General features: G+C 51.4%; 26 protein-coding genes. 8 read left to right on the forward strand and 18 right to left on the reverse strand.

The window, feature by feature from the left end:
- Positions 1-85: 85 nt before the first annotated feature.
- From KNP60_RS07405 to KNP60_RS07415, 3 genes are read right to left on the reverse strand one after another with little or no spacing between them, the layout of a single operon-like run.
- Entirely contained in the window at positions 86-844 is a 759-nt protein-coding gene (locus KNP60_RS07405; protein WP_029595326.1) for a pseudouridine synthase, read from the reverse strand.
- Positions 845-1,438, reverse strand: coding sequence for an SMC-Scp complex subunit ScpB (scpB, locus tag KNP60_RS07410; protein ID WP_029595325.1), 594 nt, complete (start codon positions 1,436-1,438; stop codon positions 845-847). It lies immediately after the preceding gene.
- A complete protein-coding gene (locus KNP60_RS07415; RefSeq protein WP_029595324.1) occupies positions 1,416-2,183 on the reverse strand; it encodes a segregation and condensation protein A in 768 nt (255 codons plus the stop codon). The genes scpB and KNP60_RS07415 overlap by 23 nt, the downstream gene beginning before the upstream one ends.
- A 78-nt stretch (positions 2,184-2,261) precedes the next feature.
- On the opposite strand from KNP60_RS07415, the gene KNP60_RS07420 reads away from it, so the two are divergent.
- Entirely contained in the window at positions 2,262-2,732 is a 471-nt protein-coding gene (locus KNP60_RS07420) for a DUF309 domain-containing protein (RefSeq protein WP_029595323.1), read from the forward strand.
- Between the two features lie 12 nt (positions 2,733-2,744).
- On the opposite strand, the gene KNP60_RS07425 is transcribed toward KNP60_RS07420, so the two are convergent.
- From KNP60_RS07425 to xerD, 6 genes are all read right to left on the reverse strand, one after another.
- Positions 2,745-3,101, reverse strand: coding sequence for a GNAT family N-acetyltransferase (locus KNP60_RS07425; RefSeq protein ID WP_034777852.1), 357 nt, complete (start codon positions 3,099-3,101; stop codon positions 2,745-2,747).
- An 89-nt stretch (positions 3,102-3,190) separates the two neighbouring features.
- A complete protein-coding gene (locus KNP60_RS07430; RefSeq protein ID WP_029334855.1) occupies positions 3,191-3,631 on the reverse strand; it encodes a peptidylprolyl isomerase in 441 nt (146 codons plus the stop codon).
- A gap of 114 nt (positions 3,632-3,745) precedes the next feature.
- The gene (locus tag KNP60_RS07435) at positions 3,746-5,047 is read right to left on the reverse strand and encodes a pyrimidine-nucleoside phosphorylase (RefSeq protein WP_131471226.1); all 1,302 of its coding nucleotides are present in this window, start codon (positions 5,045-5,047) and stop codon (positions 3,746-3,748) included.
- 28 nt (positions 5,048-5,075) lie between these two features.
- Entirely contained in the window at positions 5,076-5,885 is an 810-nt protein-coding gene (locus tag KNP60_RS07440; protein WP_034777854.1) for a purine-nucleoside phosphorylase, read from the reverse strand.
- Positions 5,886-5,898: 13 nt separating this feature from the next.
- Positions 5,899-7,065: a phosphopentomutase gene (gene deoB / locus KNP60_RS07445; protein ID WP_214797217.1), complete on the reverse strand. Its 1,167-nt coding sequence runs from the start codon at positions 7,063-7,065 to the stop codon at positions 5,899-5,901.
- Between the two features lie 23 nt (positions 7,066-7,088).
- Entirely contained in the window at positions 7,089-7,973 is an 885-nt protein-coding gene (gene xerD, locus KNP60_RS07450) for a site-specific tyrosine recombinase XerD (RefSeq protein ID WP_214797218.1), read from the reverse strand.
- A 224-nt stretch (positions 7,974-8,197) separates the two neighbouring features.
- On the opposite strand from xerD, the gene KNP60_RS07455 reads away from it, so the two are divergent.
- The 4 genes from KNP60_RS07455 to KNP60_RS07470 are packed head-to-tail and all read left to right on the forward strand — an operon-like array spanning position 8,198 to position 11,615.
- Positions 8,198-9,196 carry an ROK family transcriptional regulator gene (locus tag KNP60_RS07455; RefSeq protein WP_214797219.1) on the forward strand — a complete coding sequence of 333 codons (999 nt, stop codon included), beginning with the start codon at positions 8,198-8,200 and terminating at the stop codon, positions 9,194-9,196.
- Between the two features lie 11 nt (positions 9,197-9,207).
- Positions 9,208-10,389, forward strand: a complete 1,182-nt coding sequence (locus tag KNP60_RS07460; RefSeq protein ID WP_214797220.1) for an MFS transporter — start codon at positions 9,208-9,210, stop codon at positions 10,387-10,389.
- Positions 10,386-10,766, forward strand: a complete 381-nt coding sequence (locus KNP60_RS07465; RefSeq protein ID WP_214797221.1) for a VOC family protein — start codon at positions 10,386-10,388, stop codon at positions 10,764-10,766. Before KNP60_RS07460 ends, KNP60_RS07465 begins: the two co-directional genes overlap by 4 nt.
- 12 nt (positions 10,767-10,778) lie before the next feature.
- Entirely contained in the window at positions 10,779-11,615 is an 837-nt protein-coding gene (locus KNP60_RS07470) for a Cof-type HAD-IIB family hydrolase (RefSeq protein ID WP_214797222.1), read from the forward strand.
- A gap of 47 nt (positions 11,616-11,662) precedes the next feature.
- Here the strand turns inward: KNP60_RS07470 and fur are convergent, their stop codons facing one another.
- Together fur and KNP60_RS07480 are read right to left on the reverse strand one after the other, a co-directional pair.
- Positions 11,663-12,142, reverse strand: a complete 480-nt coding sequence (gene fur / locus KNP60_RS07475; protein WP_016509373.1) for a ferric iron uptake transcriptional regulator — start codon at positions 12,140-12,142, stop codon at positions 11,663-11,665.
- 112 nt (positions 12,143-12,254) lie between these two features.
- Entirely contained in the window at positions 12,255-12,785 is a 531-nt protein-coding gene (locus tag KNP60_RS07480) for an NUDIX domain-containing protein (protein WP_214797223.1), read from the reverse strand.
- Between the two features lie 76 nt (positions 12,786-12,861).
- Between KNP60_RS07480 and KNP60_RS07485 the strand changes: the two genes are divergently transcribed.
- A complete protein-coding gene (locus tag KNP60_RS07485) occupies positions 12,862-13,692 on the forward strand; it encodes an aldo/keto reductase (RefSeq protein ID WP_251131360.1) in 831 nt (276 codons plus the stop codon).
- A 3-nt stretch (positions 13,693-13,695) separates the two neighbouring features.
- Here the strand turns inward: KNP60_RS07485 and KNP60_RS07490 are convergent, their stop codons facing one another.
- The gene (locus KNP60_RS07490) at positions 13,696-14,235 is read right to left on the reverse strand and encodes a PadR family transcriptional regulator (RefSeq protein ID WP_034777872.1); all 540 of its coding nucleotides are present in this window, start codon (positions 14,233-14,235) and stop codon (positions 13,696-13,698) included.
- A 126-nt stretch (positions 14,236-14,361) separates the two neighbouring features.
- Here KNP60_RS07490 and KNP60_RS07495 point away from each other — a divergent pair, with 126 nt between their 5' ends.
- Positions 14,362-14,676, forward strand: coding sequence for a thioredoxin family protein (locus KNP60_RS07495; protein ID WP_214707562.1), 315 nt, complete (start codon positions 14,362-14,364; stop codon positions 14,674-14,676).
- Positions 14,677-15,553: 877 nt separating this feature from the next.
- Positions 15,554-18,793 carry an Eco57I restriction-modification methylase domain-containing protein gene (locus KNP60_RS07500; RefSeq protein ID WP_214797225.1) on the forward strand — a complete coding sequence of 1,080 codons (3,240 nt, stop codon included), beginning with the start codon at positions 15,554-15,556 and terminating at the stop codon, positions 18,791-18,793.
- A 105-nt stretch (positions 18,794-18,898) separates the two neighbouring features.
- Here the strand turns inward: KNP60_RS07500 and KNP60_RS07505 are convergent, their stop codons facing one another.
- The 6 genes from KNP60_RS07505 to KNP60_RS07530 are packed head-to-tail and all read right to left on the reverse strand — an operon-like array spanning position 18,899 to position 23,920.
- A complete protein-coding gene (locus KNP60_RS07505; protein WP_214797226.1) occupies positions 18,899-19,831 on the reverse strand; it encodes an NAD(P)/FAD-dependent oxidoreductase in 933 nt (310 codons plus the stop codon).
- Positions 19,828-20,409, reverse strand: a complete 582-nt coding sequence (locus KNP60_RS07510) for a CDP-alcohol phosphatidyltransferase family protein (RefSeq protein WP_138859314.1) — start codon at positions 20,407-20,409, stop codon at positions 19,828-19,830. The genes KNP60_RS07505 and KNP60_RS07510 overlap by 4 nt, the downstream gene beginning before the upstream one ends.
- On the reverse strand, positions 20,409-21,296 hold the full coding sequence (locus tag KNP60_RS07515; protein ID WP_214797227.1) for an ABC transporter ATP-binding protein: 888 nt from the start codon (positions 21,294-21,296) through the stop codon (positions 20,409-20,411). Before KNP60_RS07515 ends, KNP60_RS07510 begins: the two co-directional genes overlap by 1 nt.
- The gene (locus KNP60_RS07520; RefSeq protein ID WP_214797228.1) at positions 21,293-21,994 is read right to left on the reverse strand and encodes an ABC transporter permease; all 702 of its coding nucleotides are present in this window, start codon (positions 21,992-21,994) and stop codon (positions 21,293-21,295) included. The genes KNP60_RS07515 and KNP60_RS07520 overlap by 4 nt, the downstream gene beginning before the upstream one ends.
- Entirely contained in the window at positions 21,991-22,764 is a 774-nt protein-coding gene (locus tag KNP60_RS07525) for an ABC transporter permease family protein (RefSeq protein ID WP_214797229.1), read from the reverse strand. Before KNP60_RS07525 ends, KNP60_RS07520 begins: the two co-directional genes overlap by 4 nt.
- Complete coding sequence (locus KNP60_RS07530; RefSeq protein ID WP_214797230.1) at positions 22,751-23,920, reverse strand: ABC transporter substrate-binding protein; 1,170 nt, start codon at positions 23,918-23,920, stop codon at positions 22,751-22,753. The genes KNP60_RS07525 and KNP60_RS07530 overlap by 14 nt, the downstream gene beginning before the upstream one ends.
- Between the last annotated feature and the right edge of the window lie 4 nt (positions 23,921-23,924).

A 23,924-nucleotide genomic window follows, 5' to 3' on the forward strand; every position in this document is an offset into this window, starting at 1 on the left:
CACATTAACAGACTTTTTTCATCTTTTTGTCACACAATCTCCACAAAATAAAAAATCATCCTATCTCAGGACGATTTTTTAGTTGTTATTTTTTCTTTTTCTTGCCCCGTTGTACGGGTGGTACGGTCGGGTTGGCAAGCTCACGTAGCTTCGATACTTCCTTGCGTGACAGTTCACGCCATTCGCCCGTCGTGAGACCGTCGAGCGTCAAGAAACCGAACTGTTCGCGTTTCAGTTTGATGACTTCTGAACCGACTGCTTCGAGCATGCGACGGATTTGACGGTTATGGCCTTCCGAGATGACGATTTCTAAGATGGCCGAGTTTTTCTTATGGTCGACCGTCTTCATCTTCACTTGGGCGCTACCCGTCTTGTAGCCGTCATCGAGTTCGACACCCGACTCGAGTTGTTTAATCGCGATATACGAAGGAATGTTCTTCACTTTCGCGACATAACGTTTTGGGATCTTGAACTTCGGATGGGTCATCATGTTCGAGAACTCACCGTCATTCGTTAAAATGATGAGTCCCGTCGTGTTATAGTCGAGACGTCCGACCGGGAAGACACGCGATCCAGGTGGTACGAGATCGGTGATGACTTTCCGTCCTTTATCATCTTCGACCGTCGAGACGTAACCGCTCGGCTTATAGAGCACATAATAAACATGCTCTTCTTGTTCGATTTTCACACCGTCGACCTCGACTTCAGACTTTGGACCGACTTTCGTACCGAGTTCGCGCACGACTTTCCCGTTGACGCGCACCCGTCCATCTAAAATCATTTCTTCGGCTTTACGCCGTGAGGCGACACCTGCTTGGGCAATCACTTTTTGTAAACGTTCCATTTATTCATTCTCCAATCTATCTTGCGTAATCGCAGACGGCTGGCCGAAGAACAAATCGCCTTCGTCCGAGAGCTCGTCTTCAAACGTTAATGGGGGCAATTCATCGAGTGAATTGAATCCAAAATGGTCCAGGAAATGTTCGGTCGTCCGGTATAACTTGGCCCGGCCAATCGTCTTGGCCCGGCCGGCCGCTTCAATCAATCCTTTAGACAACAGCGTATGGATGACACGCTCGACTTTGACGCCCCGGACTTCCTCGATATCGGCCCGGGTGACCGGTTGCTTGTACGCGATGATGACGAGCGTCTCCATCGCGGCACGTGATAACGCCTGTTCGGCCATCGTGCCGACGTAACGTTGAATGTACTCCGACACTTCAGGAATCGTCACGAGCTTATACACGCCCGCGGATTCAATCAGTTGGAACGGACGACCCGAATCTTTGAACGATGCTTCTAGTTTGCTCAACTGTTCGCGTGCAGCGGCTTCCGAAATGTCGAGCGTGTCCGCGAGGGCCCGCACTTCCATTCCTTCTTCGCCGACGACGAACAATAGACTCTCAATAATCGTTTCATAAGACAGCAACGGCTTCATCCCTTTCCTTTGACGATTCGACGAACGAGATTTGAATGTCTCGCTCTTCCTGTTTGGTCGTAACGACGCGCAACTTGATCAATTCGAGTAGCGCCATGAACGTGACGACAAGGTCCGACACATCGGGACGTTCCTCAAAAAACGAGAAGAACGATGTTGTCCGCTTTGCCGAGACGTGATCGTGCAACCGTGTCATCTGTTCTTCAAGCGTCCGTTCTTCACGTTTGATCGTCTTTTTGCGACGCTCTTTCCACCGCTTGCGTTCGACCATTTTCGAATAGGCGTGTAATAAGTCCGCAAAGTTGAGTGGACCGTCATACGGCTGGACGAGGTCGGACATGTAGCGCGTCAAATCCTCACCGGGACGGCTATACAGTTCGAGGCGAGACTCTTCTTGCTCGCGCATGAATACGACCGCTTCTTTATACGCCTTATATTCAATCAACTGTCGAATCAACCCTTCTCGGGTCGGTTCTTCCCCAAAGTCGGGAATGTCATCTTCTTCAACTGGAACCGGTGGCAACAGTTGCTTGCTCTTCAATTGGAGCAACGTCGCCGCCATGACCAAATATTCACTGGCCACATCGAGTTCAAATTTTTGCATCGTCCGGATATAGGCGACATACTGATCCGTGACCTCGGAGACAGAGATGTCTGCGATGTCGAGCTCCATTTTTCCAATCAAGTGGAGCAACAGGTCAAGCGGGCCTTCGAACGTATCGATTTTGACGTTGTACGCTTCCATAGAGACACCTGCCATTTACATTTTTGCGCTTTAGTATAACATGTTTTGTAGTACCGTGACCACGAAAGGAGAAATTTGATGTCGACGCCTTTTATCCAGTATACGCTCTTATTTGAATGTCATGCCGATTATTTCGAGTGCCACGAAGTGCTTGAAGAAGCATGGCAGGACGGGGGGCGAGAGGATCTCGGTTACGCTGCCTTGATTCAATACGCCGTTGCCCACTACCATGCCCGTCGCGGTAACACGCCCGGTGCAAAAAAGAGTATCGCAGCGTTACAGCAGAAGCTCACGTTGGCCGTGACCGAACTCGAAGCCCTCGGAATCGATACCGCGACGTTTGCCCGTGACTTGGAGCGTTGGCCGCTCCCGGAGGCGCTTCCGCTCAATGAAGCGACACGACAACGCATCGAGCGTTTGAAGCCCGCCTTCGAACCGACCACTTTGACGTTTGACGAGCTCGTCCATAAACATATGTATCGAGACCGGACACCCGTCGTCACCGAACGGCTCCGGGCGCTTGAGGCACGTAAAAAAGCTAGGCGCTGAGCCTAGCTTTTTTTAAATGACGACTTGGTTCCATTTATCGAGCAAGTCACCGGTTTTGCCTTGACCGACAAGCGTCAAGTCGAGCGGCAATAAGTTCCGGGTCTCATCGAGCAATTCGTAAGAACGCTTCTCGCCGCGGAACGACGGAGACAGCGCGATATGATGGATGAACATCGTCGTCTCTTGTTGCTCCATCCCGATGATCCCGACGAAGTCTTCCCCGACTCTCCACAGATAGAGGAATTTGGCAGGGTCTTCTTCGTAGGACCGGACGAGTTCGAGCAAGGCGAGCGGAGATTTGTCGCTACATGAGAACGCGAGCAAGCCCATCGCCGTCTTTTCGTACGATTGTTTGTATTTCACCAGCATTGCTGGTTTCACCACCTTTAGTCATTCATGTTTCACTAAGTGAACACGTGAGAGACATGGCTCATTGTGCCATAACGTTCAGGCAGAAATCAATTCTCGTCCCAAACTTTAACTTCGGCCATCTTCGTGCCTTGACGAAGTTTGACCGCGTGCTCAAGGCCAGACGTCACTTTTCCGAAGACCGTGTGGACACCGTCGAGATGTGGTTGTGGCTCATGGACGATGAAGAACTGTGACGAGCCCGTGTTGCGTCCGGCGTGTGCCATTGAAAGCGAACCCGCTTCATGTTTGTATGGGAACGATGTCGATGTCTCACATGGGATCGTCTTGCCTGAACCACCCATGCCTGTCCCGTCTGGGCAGCCGCCTTGGCTGACGAAACCTGGGATGACCCGGTGGAACGTCAAACCGTTATAGAAGCCGCTGTTCGCGAGCTCCTCGAAGTTGTCGACCGTGATCGGTGCCGCATCGTGGAACAAGTCGAATTCGATCATTTCGCCGTTTTCTAATTTCATAGATCCTTTTTTCATGAAAAGTTACCCCTTTATGTTCATATTGTCATTCTCACTCACACATTGCCCATTCTATCAAAAAAAACCGTCTGTCTCCACTATTTTGTGGAAACAGACGTTCTGACTTACCGCTTACTGGATGACGGCGTGGACGAGTGGACGCGCCGTCGGCTCTGTCGCACCGATCGTGTACGCGTGGTCCATCCGCTCGAGCGCAGATGTCATGTCTTCTTTGTTCGAACGGAGCACGGCGATCACGTCACCGGCCTCGACCTTGTCACCGACTTTCTTCTCGAGCGTGATACCGGCCGCGAAGTCGAGCTGATCATCTTTTGTCGCCCGACCTGCGCCGAGGAGCATCGCTGCCACACCGACTTCGTCAGCGATAATCGACTCGACGTAACCCGCTTGTTTCGCGACGAACGTTGTCTCATACTTCGCTTGCGGAAGTTTCGACAAGTCATCGACGAGCGACGCGTCGCCACCTTGTGCCGCTACGAACTGACGGAACACTTCGAGGGCATGACCGTCGGCCATCCGTTTCTCAAGGTCAGCATACGCTTCCTCGAACGTCTGATAGAACTCGCCGAGTACTGCCATATGGCCGGCAATCGTGAGGGCAATCGTCTTCAAGTCGGTCACGTCTTTGCCCGAGAGGACTTCAATCGCTTCTTTCACTTCATTGGCGTTCCCGATTTCGAAACCGAGCGGCTGGTCCATATCCGTGATGACGGCGACCGTCTTACGGCCGACGTTCTTACCGATGGCGACCATCTCTTCAGCGAGCGCTTTCGCGTCGTCGAACGACTTCATGAACGCGCCTGAACCCGTCTTGACGTCAAGGACGATGCTGTCGGCACCGGCCGCGATCTTCTTCGACATGATTGAGCTCGCGATGAGCGGGATTGAATCGACCGTCGCCGTCACGTCACGGAGTGCGTAAAGACGTTTGTCGGCAGGCGTCAAGTTGCCCGTCTGACCGATGATTGACATCTTGATATCGTTTACTTGCTTCGTGAACTGTTCTTCCGTCAACTCGACGTTGAAGCCAGGGAACGATTCGAGCTTATCGATCGTCCCGCCCGTGTGGCCGAGACCACGACCACTCATCTTCGCGACCGGAATACCGATTGACGCGACGAGCGGAGCGACGATTAAGCTGATTTTGTCACCGACGCCGCCAGTCGAGTGTTTATCGACTTTTTTACCTTGGATGTTCGACAAATCGATGACGTCACCAGACTTGACCATCTCCATCGTTAAGGCCGCCGTCTCTTTCTCTGTCATGCCGTTAAAGTAAATCGCCATCGAAAGGGCCGACATCTGATAATCAGGAATCGTCTCGTTCGTGAAGCCTTCGATGATGAAGCGAATCTCCTCTTCGTTCAATTCGCCACCGTTACGTTTTTTCAAAATCAAATCGACCATGCGCATAAGTTTCGTCCTCCTAGTTGGGTAGTGGTTACATGCTTTGAATCGTGCCGCGTACGAGTGAAAGGAAGTCTTGGCGGACGCGTTCTGTCGTCTCGATGACTTCTTCATGGTTGAGCGGTTGATCTAAAATCCCGGCTGCCATGTTCGACACGCACGAGATGCCGAGCACTCGCATATCTGAGTGACGGGCCACGATGACTTCAGGCACCGTCGACATGCCGACAACGTCGCCTCCGAGCAGGCGAGCCATCTTCACTTCGGCCGGTGTCTCATACGTCGGACCCGTGTTCCCGAAGTAGACGCCTTTTTGAACAGAAAGTCCAAGTTTTGTGGCGACGCCTTCCGTCAATGTGACGAGCTCCTTATCGTACGCTTCTGACATGTCCGGGAAACGTGTTCCGAAGTCGCTCGCGTTCTTGCCGATGAGCGGGCTCGTGCCGAAGAAGTTGATGTGATCCGTGATGATCATCAAGTCACCCGGGTTGAACGACTCGTTGCAAGCACCGGCCGCGTTCGTGACGATGAGTGTCTCGACACCGATCAATTTGAGGACGCGGACCGGGAACGTGACTTGTTCCATCGAGTAGCCTTCATAGAAATGGAATCGTCCTTGCATCGCGACGACGCGCTTCCCTTCGAGGTCACCGAAGACGAGTTGGCCGGCGTGTCCTTCGACGGTCGATACCGGGAAGTGCGGGATGTCTTCGTAAGGGATTTTGACCGCGTTCTCAATCTCATCGGCGAGGACGCCGAGTCCTGAGCCGAGGATGAGTCCGATTTCTGGTGTTCCGTTCATGCGTTCCTGTAAAAATGCCTTTGTTTCGTTCCAATTTACCATGAGTGGTGCCTCCTCAAATTTCGTTTAAGAAACTCTTTCCGTGTGCTGGTGCATCGACATCGAAGTTATCCGCGACCGTGGCGCCGATGTCGGCAAACGTTCCCCGAATCCCGAGGTCGACTGCTGTCGCGCCGTGATGATGGACGATGAGCGGTACGTACTCACGCGTGTGGTCCGTACCTGGTGCCGTCGGGTCGTTCCCGTGATCGGCCGTGATGATGAGCAAGTCGTCTTCACGCAACTTCTCCATCACTTCTGGTAGACGGGCGTCATACTCTTCGAGCGCGATTGCATAGCCTTCCGGGTCACGGCGGTGACCGAAGAGCGCGTCAAAGTCGACGAGGTTCAAGAAGCAGAGTCCTTCGAAGTCTTCATCGAGCGATGCGACAAGTTTGTCCATCCCGTCCATGTTCGACTTCGTCCGAATCGCTTTCGTGACGCCTTCGCCATCGTAAATGTCGCTGATTTTCCCGAGGGCGATCACGTCTTTGCCGGCCGTCTCGAGCGTGTTCATGACCGTCTTGCCGAACGGTTTGAGCGCGTAGTCGTGACGGTTTGACGTCCGGACCCAAGCACCAGGCGTTCCGAGGAACGGACGGGCGATGATGCGACCGAGCATGTACGGGTCTTCACGTGTGATATCACGGGCGTATTCGCAGATGCGATACAACTCGTCGAGCGGGACGACTTCTTCGTGCGCCGCGATTTGAAGCACCGAGTCAGCCGACGTGTAGACGATCAACGCGCCGGTGTTGACGTGCTCTTCACCGAGCTCATCCAAAATCTCTGTCCCTGAAGCCGGCTTGTTGCCGATGATGTCGCGTCCGCTGAACTCTTTGAGACGATTGATCAAGTCATCCGGGAACTTTTCGAAGACGCGGAACGGCGTATCGATATGAAGACCCATGATCTCCCAATGGCCGGTCATCGTGTCTTTCCCCGCTGAAATCTCTTCCATGCGTCCGTAGGCGCTAGGCGTCTCCGACGGTTCGATTCCTTCGATCGGTTTAATGTTCGACAAGCCGAGACGGCCCATGTGCGGCATGTTCAAGCCGCCATGTTCACGGGCGATATGTCCAAGCGTGTCTGAACCGACGTCACCGAACTGATCGGCATCTGGGGACTCCCCGATTCCGACCGAGTCCATGACGACCAAGAAAATACGTTTAAATTTCTTCACAAAAAGTTCCTCCTTTAGTGTCGTTACGCACGCGGGTGATGTTTTCGATAGACATCATGGAGTCGTGCCTTATTGACATGTGTGTAAATTTGAGTCGTGGAGAGGTCTGCATGCCCGAGCATCTGTTGGATGGCCCGAAGGTCGGCGCCGTTCTCGAGCAAGTGCGTCGCGAACGAGTGCCTGAGCACGTGCGGCGTGATCTCTTTTTGGATGCCGGCCTCTTTGGCCCGTCGTTTAATCATCTTCCAGAATCCTTGACGACTGAGCCGGCCGCCACGTCCGTTCAAGAACAACGCCTCGGTCTCCCGACCACCGAGCCCGTTACGAGCCTGCTGGATATAGCGTTCGACAAAGTTTTGGGCGACCGATGACACCGGGATGATTCGGGCGCTCTCGCCTTTGCCTTCACACTGTAGATACCCCAATTCGAACTGTAAATCATCCAAATCGAGCCCAAGAAGTTCGCTGACGCGCATACCCGTGCCGTAGAGCAGTTCGAGCATGGCCCGATCGCGCAGCGCAAGCGGGTCTGACGTCGGTACGCTGTCGAGCAACCGCTCGACTTCGTCTTGCGACCACGTGTCCGGTAGATGGCGCTCTGCTTTCGGCGTCTCTAAATAGAGCGCCGGATCAGTCGTCGTCCCACCCGTCATCTTTAAATGATGATGGAACGTCCGAATCGAGCTGACGGCCCGCCGTAATGATGAGGCGGCCCGACCGGCTTGCGACAACTCTTCCATATGCTTGACGATATGTGCCCGCGTGACTTCATTCCATTCGGTCACCCCGAGCTGGGTCAGTGTCGATAAGTACTGGGTCAAATCGCTCGCATAGGCTTGTCTCGTATTCGTCGACATTCGTTTTTCTACCGTCATGTACTGCAAAAATGACTCGACTTGCGAACGCATGACATCCCCCTCCTTCCTCGTTACACCTGAATACGCTTACATCATATCACTTATGTAAACCGTTGTGAAGACGTCTGACCTCATTTTTTCAAAAGCTTTTTTGTGACAAATTTCAGTGAGGTTTTCACGCCATCTTTTCGATTGGGGCTTACGAATCCTGTCACGATTTGGTACACTCAAGACGACTTATTAAACTGATTTAAAAAGTTAGGAAGGAGTCGTCCATGGACCAGAACACTACCAATCTGACAGTCGCCGTCCGGCGGCAGCTCGTCTTATCCGGTCACTCGACCATCGCCGCCATCTCGGAAGCGACCCGGCTCAGCTTCCCGACCGTCAAGAAGCAGTTGGAGCAATTGATCGCGGCCGGTGAGGTGTTCGAACACGGTTTTGAAGATTCACGTGGCGGACGCCCGGCCAAACGGTACGTCTATAACGAGCGGTTCACCCATGGGTTGACGCTCTACGTCGAGAAGTCGGTCGTCCGCTATCGACGCATCGATTGCATGGGTGTGTCGCTCGATGACGGGACACAAGCGATTCGAGACGGGGACCACCTCGGTGCGCTCGGTGCGGTGCTCGATCGACAGCTGGACCAGACCCCCGACGTGAGCGCGATTTCCATCGGTGTCGCGGCGGCCGTCGCGGACGGGACGGTCATCTTCGCGCCGGACTATCCGACGTTCGCACATCTTGACTTGAAACGTTGGGTCGAGTCACGCACCGCTCGTCCTGCCGTCATCGAGAACGATATGAACGCGGCCGTCTATGGATACGGACACACGCACGAACTCGCCGGCGACCAGTCGATCGTATACGTTTATTTAGGAAAGAACGGACCGGGTGCCGGGATTCTCATCAACGGACAGCTCATCCGGGGCAAGACCGGATTCAGCGGGGAAATCTCGTTTTTACCGCTCTATGACGACGCGACGTTTCATGACCGGATGGCGAGTGAGCGGTCGACCCCGGCCCCGTTATCGGACACGGCGCTCGATGCGCTCGGCCGGCTCGTCGCGACGTTCACCGCGACGCTCAATCCGCACGCCATCATTTTTTCGGACGTCGATCTCGTCGATACCGAGTTGGAGGGGATTCGGAACGCCTGCCAGCGTCATATTCCGGCGGCTCACACCCCAGATTTATTGATCGGCATATGGGAGGAAGATTATTTCGCAGGCTTAGCTCGACGTTGCGTCGGGTTGATCCTTGAATCGATTTGAAGAGGTGAATTATGACAGGATTTTTATTATTGACCGTGATTTACATTGCCTTTATCAGTCTTGGCCTGCCCGACGCCTTGCTCGGGGTCGCTTGGCCGTTGATGCACACCGAGTTCAACGCCCCGATCTCGATGGCCGGTTGGATTTTTATGACCATCGCCGCGGGTACGATTTTATCGAGTCTGCTCAGCGGGAGATTGCTCGAACGGTTCGATACGAAGCAAGTCACGTTCGGCTCCGGGCTCGTGACGGCCTTCTGTCTGCTCGGCTTTTACGCGGCCCCGTCCTTGATTTGGCTGTTCGTCCTAGCGATTCCGCTCGGGCTTGGCGCCGGGGCGGTCGATGCCGCCCTCAACCATTACGTGGCGGACAACTATAAGGCGCACCATATGAACTGGCTCCATTGTTTCTGGGGCGTCGGGGCGACGGGCGGACCGCTCGTCATGGCCGGTGTCTTGACGGAGAACGGATGGCGCGACGGCTATTTGATCGTCGCATTGATCCAGTTCGCACTCGCCTTCATCCTGCTCCTGTCGTTCCCGCTCTGGAAGCGCGAAGTCAACGTGGGACCGACTGCACTCGAACGACAAGAGACGGCCGTGACCGCGCTCGAACGAAAACTGCCGAAAGGCATCTCCTATGCGTTGGCCACGTTCCTACTCTATTGCGGGATCGAGGCGCTCATCGGGCTGTGGGCGAGCAGCTATCTCGTCCAGATGAAACAGTTCTCCGTCGCGACGGCCGCGACGTGTGTGTCGATTTATTACGGCAGCATCACGCTCGGGCGTTTCCTAAGCGGGTTCCTGTCGTTCCGCTTCACGAACCGACAGATGATTCGGCTCGGGCAAACACTCGCCCTCATCGGCAGCCTCGTGTTTCTCATTCCGGCGACCGAAGCGATGGTGGTCGGCTTGATCTGCATCGGGCTCGGCTTGGCCCCGATTTACCCGAGCATGCTCCATGAGACGCCGCAACGGTTCGGACCAGCGCGGGCGAAACGGTTGATGGGCTTCCAGATGGCGTTCGCCTACACGGGCAGCACGTTCCTGCCACCGCTATTCGGTCTCGTCGTGTCCAAGACATCGCTCGGTCTATTCCCGCTCGTGACCGTCTTGATCATGGTCGGGATGCTCTTGAACACGGAACGCTTGAATGTCATCATGCAGCAACAATCAAAGGAGGAACCCACATGAAGATCGAACACGTCGCCCTCTGGGTGAACGAGCTTGAACAGATGCGCCGTTTTTATGAGACGTATCTCGGGGCAACGGCGAACGACAAGTATACGAACGAACAGAAACAGTTCGAATCGTATTTCCTGACGTTCCCTGATTCGACGTGCCGACTCGAGTTGATGCGCCGCCCGGACATCCAAGGCACACCTCGTGAAACGGTTGGCTACGCACATATCGCGTTCGCGCTTGGCAGCAAAGCAGCGGTCGACACATTGACGCGACGGCTCGAGGCCGACGGCTATCCGCTTGTCGATGGTCCGCGGACGACCGGGGACGGCTATTACGAGAGCGTCTTCCTCGATCCGGAACAAAACAAACTCGAATTGACCATATAAGGAGACGACACCATGATCAAAGCCATCTTATTAGATCTCGACGGAACGCTATTGAACGATCAAAAACTCATCTCACCCCAAACGAAACAGACGCTCCTCGATTTGCAGGCCGAGGGTGTCAAAGTCGTCCTCGCCTCGGGCCGACCGAAACGGGGCATCGAACCGTTCGCCGACGAGCTCCGGCTCCACGAGTATGGCGGTCTCCTCGTGTCCTCGAACGGGGCATGTGTGACCGATGCCAGAACGAACGAGACGCTGTTCGAACAGGCCATCGATCAGGACGACGCGATTGCCATCTTGGATCATTTGACCGACTTTGACGTCATCCCGATGATCAATGACGAGACGTATATGTACGTCAATGACGTCTTCAGCGGCATGCTCGAGTTAAATGGTAAGCCGTTCAACATCATCGAATATGAGTCGCGCGGCGGACGGTTCCAATTGCGGGAAGAGCCGCGACTCGCCGACGCCATCACCTTCCCTGTCTATAAAATCCTCGTCGCCGGACAGCCGGACTATCTACAGGCCCATGCCGACTTGCTCGCCGGACCGTTAACGGACCGCGTGACGGGCATGTTCACGGCCGCCATGTACTATGAGTTCACAGACCTCGGCATCGACAAGGCCCGGGCGCTCGACCACGTGTTCCAAAACATCGGCATCAGCCGCGACCGTGTCATCGCCTTCGGTGACGGGCATAACGACCGGTCGATTATCGAGTATGCCGGCATCGGCGTCGCCATGGGCAACGCCGTCGAGGACATCTTGGCCATCGCCACGGAAGTGACGACCTCGAACAATGAAGACGGCATCGCCACCGTCTTGTCCCGTTACTTGACGACGTGACGCTATACAAAAGACAGGCAACCCTTAAAGAGGCTGCCTGTCTTGGTTTATCCGTTGATGACTGCTTTATGACCCTCGAGCGTGACGCCTTTGGCTTGGCAGACTTTACAGATGCCGTGAAACGTCAAGCGATGGTCTTTGATTAAAAATTCGTATTTGCTTTCGACTTTCTTCTCGACGTCGACGAGCAAGTCTTCCATGATCTCCTCGACCGAACCGCACTCGACACAGACGAGATGGTGGTGCGAATGGTTCGCGCCTTCCGGTCTGAGGTCGAAACGTGCGACGCCGTCACCGAAGTTGACCTTGTCGACGACACCGAGCTCCGTCAATAGCTCGAGCGTCCGATAGACGGTCGCGAGCCCGATTTCCGGTGCGATGCTTTTGACGAGCATGAACACGTTCTCCGCGCTCAAATGGTCCGTCTCATTCTCAAGTAGAATCCGGACTGTCGATTCTCGTTGCGGTGTCAATTTATATCCTTTGGCGCTCAATTGCTGTTTGATCCGTTCAATTCGCGTTTCCATAAGGCGCCCCCTCTTAGCATAATTCACTATTCAAAGCATACCGAAGTTCGTCCGGTTTTTCAAATTAAAATGATTCCTATGTAAGTGTACCATAACTCACTCTAGATTAGAATCATTTCAATTTAGATAATTGCCACCATTGAATCGCCATAATCGTCTTGGCGTCAGTGATGCGCCCACTCGCCAACAAGTCGACCGCCTCGTCGAACGTGAAGCGTTGGACTTGTAAAAACTCGTCCTCATCGAGGTTCATCGTACCGGCCGTCAAGCCGTGGGCGACATACACATCGACCCGTTCGCTACAAAAGCCGGGTGCTCCATAAAACGAGAAGATTTTCTCAAGCGACTCGGCCGTATACCCCGTCTCTTCTTCGAGCTCGCGCTTCGCGCTCGCAAGCGGCTCCTCACCGACTTCTAATTTTCCGGCCGGAATTTCGAGCGACATCGATTCGAACGCTTTCCGGTACTGCTCGACGAGGACGATGCGGTCGTCTTCATCGACGACGAGGACGGCGACGGCCCCGTTGTGATAGACGAGCTCGCGGACCGACGTCCCTCCGTTCGGGAGTGACACGACGTGCTTCTCCACGTTAAAGATCTTTCCTTCGTAAATGACTTCCCGTTCAATCGTTTTCTCTTCCATTGTATGTACCCCTCACCTTTTCCTATATACTGTAATTATGATTCATATTGACAGACGGAACAAGGAGGAATTATCAATGGCAGAGTTAGGATTAGGAACTATGTCGATTTTGAAACATGGCGAGGCGGAAGCGCGACAGATTTTAGAGGCCGCCTATGCGGCTGGCATCCGCCACTTTGATACGGCCGACGTCTATGACCACTTCGAAGTCGAGAAACTCGTCGGCTCGACGTTCGCCGGACGTCGGAACGAACTGTTTTTGACCAGTAAAGGCGGGAATCAATGGACAGGGGACGGAATGCGTTGGAATCCAGCCCCCTCCTATTTAGAACAGGCCCTACACGATTCTCTCGAACGCTTACAGACGGATTACTTGGACTTATATTACGTTCATGGCGGCACGATGGAAGACGACCTGGACGCGACAATCGATTTCATGCGTCGACAGAAACAAGCTGGCGCCATCCGCCAAATCGGACTGTCCTCGATTCGCCCGAACGTCATCCGCTACTGGCTCGAACACGGAGAACTCGATGTCTTGATGACCCCGTACTCCCTGCTCGACCGCCGCATCGAAACGCTCGAACTCGACATCCCGATCGTCGGGCGCGGTCCGCTCGCCAAAGGCATACTGACCGACGAATGGTCTGCCCGCTTGTCGGAGAAGGGCTTTGAATCGTGGACTGAAGCGGAGTTGCGCGACTTGATGCCGACGATTCCCGAACCGATTCAAGCGTACGCCCTCGCAGCCGCGGAGCGGACATGTGCCGTCGTCCTACCGGGCGCGTCCTCGGTCGACCAATTGAACGATTTGATCGCCGCTCATCAATGCGGCGTCGATTCGCGCAAACTCGACGATCTGTTGGCCCGGCTGCCGGTCCAACCCTACACAAAACATGCGACCTGAACGTCAGGTCGCATGTTTGTCTCGCTGTTTCATCTGTTCGATGGCCCAATCAGCCCAACCGGCGTAATTTTCCATCATCCGGATGGCGTACTCGCTCGTCAGTAAATAACCGAGCGTGTCAGCCTCGGACTGGTGCGCCGCTTGAAACGCCCGAATCTGATGAGCGACTTGTTCATGATGCGCTTTCGTCTCCTCGACGTAACGGATCGCCTCGTCGAGCGGGAGTAGTTGCAGGAGGCTGACCCGCAGCAAGTTCTCATCTTTCATCTTCGGTTGGTACGAGGTCGGTTGCCGGAGCCAGTCGATTAGCTCTTGACGTCCCGCCTCGGTGATTGAATAAATCTTTTTATCCGGTAAGTCATGTTGAGCGACGTGCTCAGAGGAGACGAGTGATTCGTCTTCCATCTTTAACAGTTCGCGATAAATCTGTGTATGATGGGCGTGCCAAAAATGAATCATTTGTGCTTTGAACGTCGCGTTCAAGGCATAGCCGGTAGCGGGTTGATGGGTCAATAACCCGAGTAGTGCATGACGTAACGCCATAACCATCACCTATCCCTTGCGGTTCTATTTTTATAAGTGTATCACATATTGCCATGCGACCGAGAATGCCAATCGGTTGACGCCCGTTGCGAATACACAGACAATATATGTGAAGGGAGAGATTTTATGAAACCGATCCAATCTGATCAACAATTCCAAGAGGCCATCCAAGATAAAGGTATGGTCATCTTTACGACATCATGGTGTCCCGACTGCCGTCGTCTTGATATGTACGTCGACGAACTCGTCAAAGATTATCCGCAGTTCAACTGGTACGTCGTCGACCGCGACGAGTTGCCTGAACTGTCGGACGCGCAAGAAGTCCGAGGCATCCCCTCACTTCTTTTCTATCAAGAAGGCGTCAAACAAGAACACCTCCACTCGGCGAACGCCAAGACGGAGATGCAAATCCGCTCGTTCCTCGATACGTTGAACGCGTGAATCAAGAGTCGACAGTGGTTAGCTGATGGCACTGAAAAATTTCAACTGGTTTTGAACAGAGGAGCGTCGTCCTGGAAGGGATTACGCTCCTCTGTTTTCATCGCTCTTCAGCCACCCTATCCGGTACGTCGCTTTCTTAGGTGCGAGCACATGTTCAACCGGTCCATCGCAAGACGTCTCGGACGCTAGCCCTCTACGCACAAACGTAACCCAGTCTCCAATACAGAACGCGTATGGGAATATTATCTAGAAATATAATTCAACTGCACACCAAGATGAAGCTCGACTAGGTGACTCGTTTGACAATCACTGAGAAGCCGTGCATGCCTGATGACTGTAACAGATTATGATATGCATTTTTAACAGGAAGATTGTATCCTCGAAGGTCTTTCAATGAATCTATGCGTGAATCATCAACATACCTACAATCACGTACCGTCATAAAGGAAAGTATCGAAAGTCGGTGAAGGAGGGAAATAATATGACGAACACCGCCTTACTGGAGTAAGCATTTAAGCCAGCGACGATAAATTGAAACAGAGAGCTCAGTTGAAACGATCGCATCTTGGTGTTACTTGGCGCGCCGCTGCATATAATTAACTCATTCTCGTCATGCCAAAATAGTAGCAACAGCAGCGCACTTGCCAAGGTCAACGGGCCACACGGAAATTCCTGGGCTACAGGACCGCACACGACTCATTCGCTAAAGAAGTATTATTCCAAATCCCAACTAAATAATTGTTTAAAGAATTGAAAAAACGTTATAACCACTATCATTACTGATGGATGTCATTTGATGTCTAAGTTTTCATAACCTGAGTTTTTCAAACTACGATATAATGTAAATATAATGAATAATTAGGAGTGGTACTAACAAATGCAGAATTACATATTTAATAGAAAATATCTATCAGAACAACTTAACCATTTAGCAAAAGTGGATATTCCAGAGTTTGAGAACAGACAAAAAATACTAAAGAAATGGCATTATTCTTTAACAAAAAGCAATCTTAATAAGACCAAAGAAGTATCTATACAAGGTGATTTCCTTCACCAAATCTTCACCTTAGTTTTAGGTTTTAAAGGACGTATTGGGGAAAGTATTTGGAATCTTCAAGTTGAAAAAACAACTGAGGTCGATGCAACTGTAGCTGATGGTTCTTTAGGTTTCTATTCGGATTCAATTAGTGATACGCGTGTAGTTATTGAACTTAAGGATGCTCGTACCGATCTCGATAGAAAACAAAAACGCGAAAATAATCAATCACCTGTTGAGCAAGCTTTTTCGTATCAATATAAACATCGAAACTGTAATTGGGTTATAGTTTCAAATTTTAAGGAAATACGATTATACAATGCAAAAACCATGACTGAATACGAGCAATTTTTTATGGAAGATTTAGCTACTGATGAAGAAGTTTTTAAAAAGTTTTTCTTCCTCCTGAATCGCCAAAACTTGATAGACCATGTAGAGTTTTCTAACACTGATAAACTTTACATTCGGAATGAAGCTGAAGAGGAAGTAATATCTCAAAAATTTTACGATGATTATAAAGATGTGCGGCGACGGCTTTATCAACATTTGATAGAGTTTAATCCAGAAATTGATGAAATTACAATTTTTGAAAAAACACAAAAGATTTTAGACCGTTTCATCTTTATCTGTTTCTGCGAAGACTCAAAACTTCTCCCTGAAAATGTATTTAGAAAGGTTGTTCAGGCGGCAAAGCAAAACTTCACCTTTAGTGAAACAAAGATTTGGACACAGCTAAAAGGTTTATTTGCTTCAATTGATAAAGGAAACCCGCCAATGAATATTAACCGTTTTAATGGAGGGTTATTTAAGTCAGATGAAGTTTTAGACTCTCTTTCTATCAACGATGATTTCTTTCCGTTTTTCGAGAAAATAGCTGAATATGATTTTGATTCAGAGTTGGATGTAAATTTACTTGGACATATTTTTGAGCAATCGATTTCTGATATAGAAGAATTTAAATCAGAAATTCGCGGAGAAGAATTTGATAAGAATAAAAGTAAAAGAAAAAAGGACGGGGTGTTCTATACGCCAACTTTCGTCACACAATTTATCGTACGTAAAACTGTAGGCGAGTGGATCGAACAAAAGCGAATCGATCTTGGGGAAGCAAATCTTCCAGAACTCACTGAGAAGGACTTTGAAGAATACAATAAAAAATCTAATAAACGCAGAAAAAAGATGACCAATGTAGAGTTGCATATCGACTTTTACAAAAGACTACAAGATACAATTAGGGAGATAAAAATTCTCGATCCTGCCTGTGGTTCTGGTGCTTTCTTAAATGCAGCGTTCGATTATTTAAGACAAGTGGGAACAGAAGTTAATAGCAAACTCGAAGAGCTAGTTGGCGTTCCTAGTTTATTTGATTTAGATAAAGGCATTTTGAAGAATAACTTATACGGAGTTGATTTAAACAAAGAGAGTGTTGAAATCACGAAATTGTCTTTGTGGTTAAAAACAGCTAATAAACGCGATCCCCTCACCTCATTAGACGAAAATATTCTATGTGGTAACTCGGTAGTAAGTGATCCAACATTTTCCGAAAATCCGTTCCATTGGGAATCTTCTTTTCCTGCAGTTTTCGAACATGGCGGATTTGACGTTGTAATAGGTAATCCACCCTATGTAAGGCAGGAGCTCATTGTGTCTATAAAACCTCATTTACGTAAACACTACGAAACTTTTCACGGCAGAGCGGACTTGTACATTTATTTCTTTGAAAAAGCTTTCCAAGTACTTAAGCCAGGTGGAAAAATGGGGTATATTTGTTCGTCTAAATACACTACGACCACTTATGGACAATCGTTAAGGGCGTACTTATTGAACAAGTCACGAATTCGTTATTTTATGGATTTTGATGATTTAGATGTGTTTAAAGGGATTATTGCCTATCCTTCCATTTTTATTGCGGATAAAGAAGAAAATGTAGAAGAGCAAGAAATTCACTATTGTCACTTTAATGAATTAGACCAAGCGTTAGACTCCTATTTTGAGAGTAAATGGCGTCCTTATTTACAGTCAAAAGTAAAGCCTGATGTATGGAATTTCCTTGAAGACCATATTAATGAGTTAAATGAAAAACTTTTAAACAACTATAATACGTTGGAAGAAGTGCTGGGGAAACCAAAGGCTGGAGTCAAAACAGGAAGAAATCCTGCTTATATTTTGACTAAGAGTCAGGCAGAGCAACTGATTGAAGCAGACATTAAAAACGCCAAAATTATTAAACCATATTTAAATGGCAAAGATGTAAAACCATATTCCACAATTTCTAAGTACTCAATAATTTTCCCCTATCTCGAAAACAAAACTAAATGTGAATTGGAATTGGTTGATATAAATGACTATCCAGTGGTAAAATCACATCTTGAACAATATAAGGCAGAATTGGAAGCGCGAGCAATTATCAAAGACGGTCTTAGTAACGGTACAAAGCAATGGTACGAATACCAGCAAATTAATAAGTCATTTTCATTTGAAAAGATTTATATTACTTATCCCGATATTGCTAATAGGAGCTGTTTTGCTCTAACAAAAGGTAATGTACTAGACATGACATTGTTTTGGACGGAAGCCCCTAATCCATACAGGGAGTTAGCTATCTTAAATTCATCAGTTTTTAATTTCTTATTTAATTTGATTTCTACTGATGCTAGAGGTGGATATAAGCGATTTAAAACGGTATTTATGTCGAAGATTCCATACGTTAATGAGTCGAAAGATAGTGAACTTAGCGATTTGGTTAAGGAGAGCATGGCACTCTCTAAAGAAGAAACAGCACTCGAGCAACAAGTATCTCATTTTATGGAAGGAAAATTTGGCTTAGACAAAATCACTAACAACATAGATAAGTGGCCATATATTTCATTTGAAGATCTTCTTAAAGAATTTAAGAAACAAAAAGTGACCCTCTCTCAAAATGATGAATTTGAATTATACAAATTTATCGAAATGAAAAAAAATGAATTGAAAAAATACCAAGAAAAGAGCTCTGTTCTTCATACTCAACTTAATGATAAAGTCGTTGAGTTGTATGGACTTACTCGAGAAGAGAAACAAATCATTTTCAGTGAATTTTAAAATTTTTGATAACTTATTTTGTGAGAAACTAAAACAAATTTAAAAGATTATTAAAAACGGGCGATTTTTTCGACATCAGTCGAGAAATCGCCCGTTATCTTTCTATCATGTAAATCGTTCGACGTAGCGTCGGTCGATTGTCCGTTTCAACCAAAACGGCAGACGACCGTGCCATGTCAGCTTCCCGAACGTCAAGAGTGCCCGTCCTGGGGTCGTCAACAAAATATTGAGCGACGTCCGCGATTTGAACCGGCGTGGCGTACCGAGCAGTTGACGGGCGACATGCCGACCCGAACGGACGGCATCGACACCACCGTTCAATCGGGCCGCCATATCCCCGGTGATATAAATCTCGCGGTAGACCGGGTGTCGCAAATCGTCTTCCGTGTCGATGAACGCCCCATCGTCCGCAAGTCCAGCCTCAGACCAAAACTCATCAGGAACGACACCGGTCGCGTCTAAGACGAGTCCCTCTGTCTGGGTCCCTGGTTGGAACGACGTCAGAATGAGCATCACGCCGCTGCGGACGAGACGCCGCGCCATCTGTCGCCCGACATGACGGGGAAGCTCGGGTAAGATGTCACGAGCATAGAGCGTCACGCGTTGCTTCTGTCTGATGCAAGCGAAGGCGAGTTCGACTCCGGCTTTGCCCCCGCCGACGATCGTGATCGCGTCACTCTGTAAAATCTCGTCCAGCATGTTTGTCGTCATCGGTTTTAACCGGTTCCCGATCCCACGACTCTTCGCACCGGTCGCGAGCACGAGGATGTCATATGCGACGTGGCCGCGATCGGTCTCGACGAGGCGCGCATCCGGATCGAGACCGATCAGGCGCTCGGCGACGGGAGAGACGTCACGACGCAACCGCGTCGTCGCCGATTCCATCTCGCCAGCGATCACTTGAGGAAACGCACCCGTATAAATCGCCTCTCGTCCACCGATATACGACACTTCGTAGTTTTCGTTAAGCGCATCGAGGTGTTCGAGAATCTCGAGCTGCCCATGACCGAGCCCGACCAAAACAAGGCGCGGCTTCATCTTAGAATCCGCCTTGCTTCAAACAAACGTTGAAGGATCGTGAACACTTCAAGGACGAGGAAAATCGTCGCGATGACGCCGATCCATGTCGGGAAAAGAATCATGAGCGTGAACAAGATGAAACATTCCGTCCGCTCCAAAATACCAGGCTGATAATAAAAAGATTTCTCTGAACGGCGTGAGCTGCTCGCCCCGACGGCGAGGAACAACGTCATCGCCACGACGAACGACCCGAGCAAGAGCAGGAAGATCGGCATATGTTCAGGATGTCGTAGCGCGAGCGCGATGACGACGGCAATCTCGACGATACGGTCGAAGACGAGGTCGAGCACCGTGCCGAACCCCGTCTTTTGGGAGCGCCGGGCCATCGTCCCATCGAGGACGTCGAAGAGACCCGACACCCATAACAGCAACACGGCCGTCCACAACATATCGTTATAAATGAACAGACCGACCGAGACACCGATGATGCCTCCGAGGATCGTCACCTCGTTCGGGGTAAAGTTCCATTTCAAAAGCCGATCGGCCCCGCGCTCGATGACGGGACGGACGAAGCGGCTACCGTATGTGTCTAACATCAAATTCCTCCTTGTTTCTGTCGCAAATAATACGTCTCGCCGACTTTGAACGATTCGCTCCGCGGTAAGATGACATATTCCCCGGTCGGGCGTCGATACTCGCCGAAATGATGCCCGAAGCGAATGAACGTCCGGACGAGCACGATCGAATCGGACGTCGGCTCCGTCGATACGTCGATATCGGTCGACGGAAGCAGCGTACCGCTCACTTCGACAAAGTCACCGAACGTCGACTCCGTCTCGGATAAACGTCCCGGCGTACCGGTCACTAGAACCTGGCCCGTCGCGAGCAATGTCACCCGGTCGGCGACGAGCATCGCTTCTTCCCGGTCGTGGGTCACAAGGAGCGCCGTCAACTCGAGTTCACGGACGAGGTCACGAATCAGTCGTTGCAACTCGGATTTGAGACCGGGGTCGAGGTTCGTGAACGGCTCATCGAGCAGAATGAGTCGAGGCGCGGCCGCGAGCGCCCGGGCGAAGCTCGCGCGTTGCTGTTCCCCTCCAGACAATTCATGAATTTCAGCGTCGTAGCGGCCGGGAAGCTTGACCCGGGTGAGCCACGCTTCCGCTTCTTCCCGTGACCGGTTCGGCGTGGCGAGCGTCACGTTCTCGCCGACTGTCAGATGCGGAAACAAGAGCGGGGATTGGGACAACATCGTAATCCGGCGCAAGTGAGGCGGTACCCCATCGAGCGGCATCTCCTCCCACGTCACCGACCCGGCATCAAGCGTCTCAAGTCCGGCGACGATGCGGAGCAGTGTCGACTTCCCGGAACCGCTCACACCCACGAGGGCATGGATTTCTCCGTTCGGGATAGTGAGATCGATGCCGCGTAACACGTCGCGGTCTTTAAAACGTTTTCGTATTCCTGACAATACCAAGCTCATTGCAAACGCCCCTTCACCAATCTAATCCAGATGCCGAACATCGCACCGAGCCCGATATAAAATAAGACCGGCAACGAGACGAGCACCCATGTATTTTGTAACGCCAATGAGACGTCATTGCCTGCGTAGGCCTGATACAGCCGCGTTGTGACCGTCGGGACGAGTCCGGCCCCGATCAATTGGACGAGCACGAATTGACTCAACACGATGACGGTCGAAAACAATACGATCGTCCGCACCGACTCTTTCATGAGCGGGAATAGGACGAACCCGATCCGGGTGAGCGGCGCGAGCGTCAGTGACTGTTCGAGGAGCGGTCTCCCGATCACGTACATGGCGTTGTATGCCAATCGAATCGAATACGGCAACGTCGTGACGAGTAGGACGAGCCCGACCCCCGTGTACGTCCCGATGAGTCCGACTTGGGCGAGGGCGATATACATGCCGAACATGCTCGCCAAGACGGGGATAAACAATGGCAGAAACGTGAGCCATTCGACCCACGCCTTCCATTTTGACTCGGTGAACAAGAGCCACCAGGCCGTCCCGATGCCGAGCCAAACGTTGATGAGCGCCACGGCGACCACGTAGGCGACCGTATTCAAAATCGCCTCGTCCCACGTGAGCGACCTCGGAAACGTCAAAAACAACCCGACGAACGGAAAGACGACGAAACAAGCGACGAGAAGTCGACTCATCGTCTCACCCCCCGTTCGATTCGGCGTCTCCGCTTGGCCGTCAAAGCGTAGGATGCGATGACGCCGCTGAAGATGAACAATGTCCAAGCGAGCGCGACCGCATACGACTCGAATGCATTTAAAAATAGACCAGTCGTCAATCGCTCGTAGGCGAGTACCCCGAGCAGCTCGGGGTACGTGACACCTAGCAAAGCCGGCACTTCATAAGCGAACGAGATGAACGCCACGAGCACCCAGAACGAGTCGAGGAGCGGTTTGATGAGAAATGGCCATTCGGCCACTCTGAACTGTTCGAGCGGTTTGAGCTGGAGCGTCTTGGCCATATCCAAGTACCCTGGATTCAGTTGGCCGTATGTGCCGACCACCATCAAAAAAACGAACGGTACTTCTTTCCAGACGTACGTCAAGATGACGACGAGATGATGGCGCTCATTTGCCTCAATGAGGCCATATACCGGAAAGCCACCTGAGAACAACAGATAAAACAAATAGGCTGCCGCGACGTGCGGCACGAACATCGGCCATTTGAGGAATGATGCGAGCCACATCGAACGCCTCATATAGATCGTCCGGGCAAGCCACGTCCCAATCACGAGTGAGAGGAACGTCGATGTAAGCGTCACGTACAACGTCACCGCCAGGCTCGCACGCCACGCCGCCTCGTTCAACTCAGACCAGTCAAATCCGACGGTCTCGTAGAGCAGGAAGGCAACGCCGGTGAATGGCAATGCCAAAACGATTAAACTAAGCCATAGACTACTTCGCGACACGATCCCACTCCTCACGAATCGCATCAATCACGGCGGGCCCATAGTCGGGAATCGATCGTTCGGCGAGACGTTCCGGATCAGGATAGGTGACACCGTCATCGAGCTTCAAGAAGGCGTCACGGTCGGCCGCATCGAGTTTCGTCAAATCGAGCGATGTCCCGTCCCCCCAATACGTCGCGTCTTGTTTGGCGAGCTGGGCTTCCGGTGACAGTAACTCATTGATGACGACGAGCGCACCGTTCGGATTTTTGGCGTTAAACGGAACGGCGAGAAAATGCGTCGAGGCAATCGAATGCTCGAGCACGAGTGCCCGTGTCCCCTTCGGGAACACGCCGTCGTTGCGTTCCGCCTCGGCGCGTCGTTCATTGAAGCCCATCGTCATCCAGACGTCACCCGCGGCGTACAACTGGTCGAGTTGGGCGAGTGACTTCGGATATGTTGACCCTTGTTTCCAAAGGGTCGGCGACCACGTCGCAAGCTTCTCCCAGAACGCGTCTGGAATCTCTCCGTCACCGGCCGCAGCCCCATACTCGGCGTAGAGCAGATGGCGGACGAACGCGTTGCCCGTGAAGTCTGTCACTTCAGGATACGTGAAACGGCCCGGATTTTCTTCGGTCCAACGATGTAATTCGTCGAACGTCGTCGGCGGATTTTTGACTTTGTCCGCATCATAGTGCATGACGAACTGCACGTTCCCCCAGGCGACCTCGAGCCCGTCGGTCGGGGTGCCCGCATCAGTTGCCTGGGCTTCTTCGTTCAACAGCGCGGCGTTCGGGATTTTGTCGAGCAGGTCGCCTTGGAGCAACTCCGCCTCGGCGGCGTTACGGAAATTGTCTCCGTTGATCCACATGAGGTCGATTGTCCCTTCTTCTCGATTTGCCCGCTTGTCGAGCGACAATTGGCGCACGAACTCGGCCGTGTCCATCGGGACGCGGTTCAACTCCACGTCATACGTCTGTTTCAGGCGGGGCGCGACATACTCATCGATGTAGCGATTGATGCCGTCATCGCCTCCCCACATATAAAAATTGACCGTCGACTGTTTCGCTTCTTCGGCTGCCTGTTCGAACGTCGGTGTGATCTCGGCGCGCGTCGTCCCGCAGGCAGCGAGGAAGATGAGTGACAGCATCAAGCCAAATTGTTTCAATCGGCGCATCGTG

This window comes from Exiguobacterium sp. s5 (genome assembly GCF_018618075.1).
GTDB lineage: Bacteria > Bacillota > Bacilli > Exiguobacteriales > Exiguobacteriaceae > Exiguobacterium > Exiguobacterium mexicanum_A.